This window comes from Phenylobacterium sp., assembly GCF_024508875.1.
GTDB lineage: Bacteria > Pseudomonadota > Alphaproteobacteria > Caulobacterales > Caulobacteraceae > Phenylobacterium.
Genome location: NZ_JANINU010000261.1, coordinates 1 through 2733 on the forward strand (window position 1 = coordinate 1; position 2733 = coordinate 2733).

At 69.1% G+C, this 2733-nt stretch carries 3 protein-coding genes and 1 tRNA gene; 2 read left to right on the forward strand and 2 right to left on the reverse strand.

Annotated elements, in window-relative coordinates:
- Together cmk and aroA are read right to left on the reverse strand one after the other, a co-directional pair.
- On the reverse strand, nucleotides 1-615 hold a 615-nt coding region (gene cmk, locus Q0L11_RS18045; protein ID WP_296599068.1), incomplete at its 3' end, for a (d)CMP kinase.
- Nucleotides 615-1940 carry a 3-phosphoshikimate 1-carboxyvinyltransferase gene (aroA, locus tag Q0L11_RS18050; protein ID WP_296599070.1) on the reverse strand — a complete coding sequence of 442 codons (1326 nt, stop codon included), beginning with the start codon at nucleotides 1938-1940 and terminating at the stop codon, nucleotides 615-617. The genes cmk and aroA, both read right to left, overlap by 1 nt.
- Nucleotides 1941-2064: 124 nt before the next feature.
- On the opposite strand from aroA, the gene Q0L11_RS18055 reads away from it, so the two are divergent.
- Entirely contained in the window at nucleotides 2065-2526 is a 462-nt protein-coding gene (locus tag Q0L11_RS18055) for a TIGR02300 family protein (RefSeq protein WP_296599071.1), read from the forward strand.
- Nucleotides 2527-2655: 129 nt separating this feature from the next.
- Nucleotides 2656-2731: transfer RNA gene (locus Q0L11_RS18060), tRNA-Ala, on the forward strand.
- The last annotated feature ends 2 nt before the right edge of the window (nucleotides 2732-2733 follow it).

The following is a 2733-nucleotide window of genomic DNA, read 5'->3' on the forward strand; positions in this document are numbered from 1 at the left end:
CGCATCGGCGGCCTGCTCTATAGTCATTTCGGTGGTGTCGAGCAAGTTTGCGTCCACAGCCCGGGTCATAGGCGCCGCGGCCCGGCCGCCGTCCCGTTCGTCGCGGCGGCGGATGTCGGCCAGCACGTCGTCGAAGGCGACGTCCTCGCCCTGGCCCTTCAGTTGCTTCCAGCGGCGCTCGGCCCGCACTTCCGCCGTCGCAGTGACATAGAGCTTTGCCGGCGCCTCGGGGCAGATGACGGTCCCGATATCGCGCCCGTCCAGCACCGCGCCGCCATCCTGGCGGGCGAAGGTGCGCTGGAAGTCCAGCAGGGCGTCGCGAACCCGGGGATGAACCGCCACCCGGCTGGCCAGCTCCCCGGCTGCGCGCGTCCGTAGCGCAGGGTCGTTCAGCAGGTCGGCGCTCAGCGTGGCCGCCGCCGCGGCCGCCGCGCCCTCGTCATCGAGGGACAGCCTGGCGCGATCCATCAGCACGCCGACGGCGCGGTAGAGCAGCCCGGTGTCCAGCACCGGGAGGCCCAGGTCATGACCCAGCCGGTTGGCGATCGTGCCTTTGCCCGAGGCGGCCGGCCCATCGACCGCCACGATGAAGCTGGTGCGGACCGGCTTGCCCATCAGCCCTCAATCTCAGCGCCCAGGCCGCGCATCATCTGCACGAAGCCGGGGAAGCTGGTGGCGATCATGCCCGGCTCGTCCACGCCGACCGGCTCCTCCGCCGCGAGGCCCAGGACCAAGTGCGACATGGCGATGCGATGGTCGCCGTGGGTCGTCACGCCGGCGCCGCCGTGGACAAGGTGGTTGCCGCGCTTGGCGCCGATCACCGTCAGGGTTTCGGGCTCCTCCTCGACGCCGATGCCGCAGGCGGCGAGGCCCGCCGCCATCAGCGCGATCCGGTCGCTCTCCTTCACCCGCATCTCGCCGATGCCGCGCATCACGGTCTTGCCCGAGGCAAAGGCGGCGGCGACGGCCAGGATCGGGTACTCGTCGATCATCGACGGCGCACGCTCGGCCGGGACCTCGACGCCCTCCAGCTCGGAGTGACGCGCCGTGACGTCGGCGACGGTTTCGCCGCCCTCCTCGCGCACATTGGTCACCGAAATGTCGGCGCCCATATCGCCCAGGGTCTCCAACAGGCCGATGCGGAGCGGGTTCAGCAGCATGCCCTGCACCGTCACCTCCGACCCCGGCGTCACCAGCGCCGCCACCAGCGGAAACGCGGCCGAGGACGGGTCGCCCGGCACGTGGATTCGCGTTCCGCGCAGCTTCTGGCCGGGCGGCAGGACGATGTGGCGGCCGGCGCCTTCCTCCCGCACCTCGATGGTCGCGCCGAAACCGTGCAGCATCCGCTCGGTGTGGTCGCGCGTGGCCTCGGGCTCGATCACCTCCACCCCGCCTTCGGCGTGCAGGCCGGCCAGCAACACCGCCGACTTCACCTGGGCCGAAGGCTCCGGCAAGCGGTAGGCGATGTGCTTCAGACCGCCCCCCTTGAGGGTCAGGGGCAGGCGTCCGCCCTGGCGGCAGATCCAGGTCGCGCCCATCTGGCCCAGCGGCTTCAGCACGCGGTTCATCGGTCGCCCGCGCAGGGAATTGTCGCCGGTGAACGTGGCGGCCATGTCGAAGCCGGCCGCGGCGCCCATGATCAACCGCACCCCGGTGCCGGCGTTGCCGCAATCGACCACGTCCGCCGGTTCGGAAAAGCCGCCTGCGCCCTCGACGCGCCACTTCCCCTCGCCCAGCCGCTCGATCTTCGCGCCGAAGGCCGCCATGGCCGCGGCCGTGCGCTTCACGTCGTCGCCTTCGAGCAGGCCCTCGATTTCGGTCACGCCCGTCGCGAGCGCGCCCAGGATGAGCGCACGATGGCTGATGGATTTGTCTCCCGGAGCACGCACCACGCCCTTGAGCGGGCCTGCGCGGCGGGCGGTCAGGTTCGCCGCCGTCATGTCTCTGAAACGCGCCTCCGGATATGGGCTTTAGTCGTGAGGGCGATTGCTTTGACAGGCGGTCCCGCCCGTGGCAAGGGACGCCGCCTTTCGCGAAATTCCAAACTTTAGAGGGTCGCCGCCTTTGGCCAATCCCGAGCTGGGCACCAAGCAAATCTGCCCCAACTGCCAGGCTAAGTTCTACGATCTGAACAAGCGTCCGGCGCACTGCCCCAAGTGCGCGACCGAATTCGATCCAGACGAAGCCGTCCGCAACCGCCGCGTCCGCGCGCGCACCATCGTGCCTGACGACGATCAGGTCGAAGATCAGGTCGCAGCCAAGGAAGCCGACGAGGACGAAGACGAGGACGAGGCGGTGACGCCCGAACTCGACGAAGTCGCGGACGAGCCGCCGCTGTCGACGGACGACGACGACGGGGCTGACGAACCGGGCGGCGGCTCGGTGTCGGAAGACCTGGGCGAGTTCTCGGACGACGAGGACGTGGAGGACGCCGACGACGTTCCATTCCTCGAGGACGAGGACGAAGACGACTTCGACGAATCCGAGATCGAAGGCCTGCCGGACGACGGCGACGACGACCGGTAAAATCCCGCGCCAACAGGGAGCCGGGGCCCGCGACAAAAAAAGCCTGAAACCGGGCTTGATCGCGGGAACCGGTTTGAATAGGTTCCGCGCCTTCCCGGGGGGCCACGCTTCCTGGGAAGACCCGACCTTGGGGCTATAGCTCAGTTGGTAGAGCGCTTGAATGGCATTCAAGAGGTCAGGAGTTCGACTCTCCTTAGCTCCACCATG

Excerpts from the sequence above, each read along its gene's own strand:
- aroA (WP_296599070.1), bottom strand. The coding sequence starts at position 1,940 with ATGACGGCGGCGAACCTGACCGCCCGCCGCGCAGGCCCGCTCAAGGGC.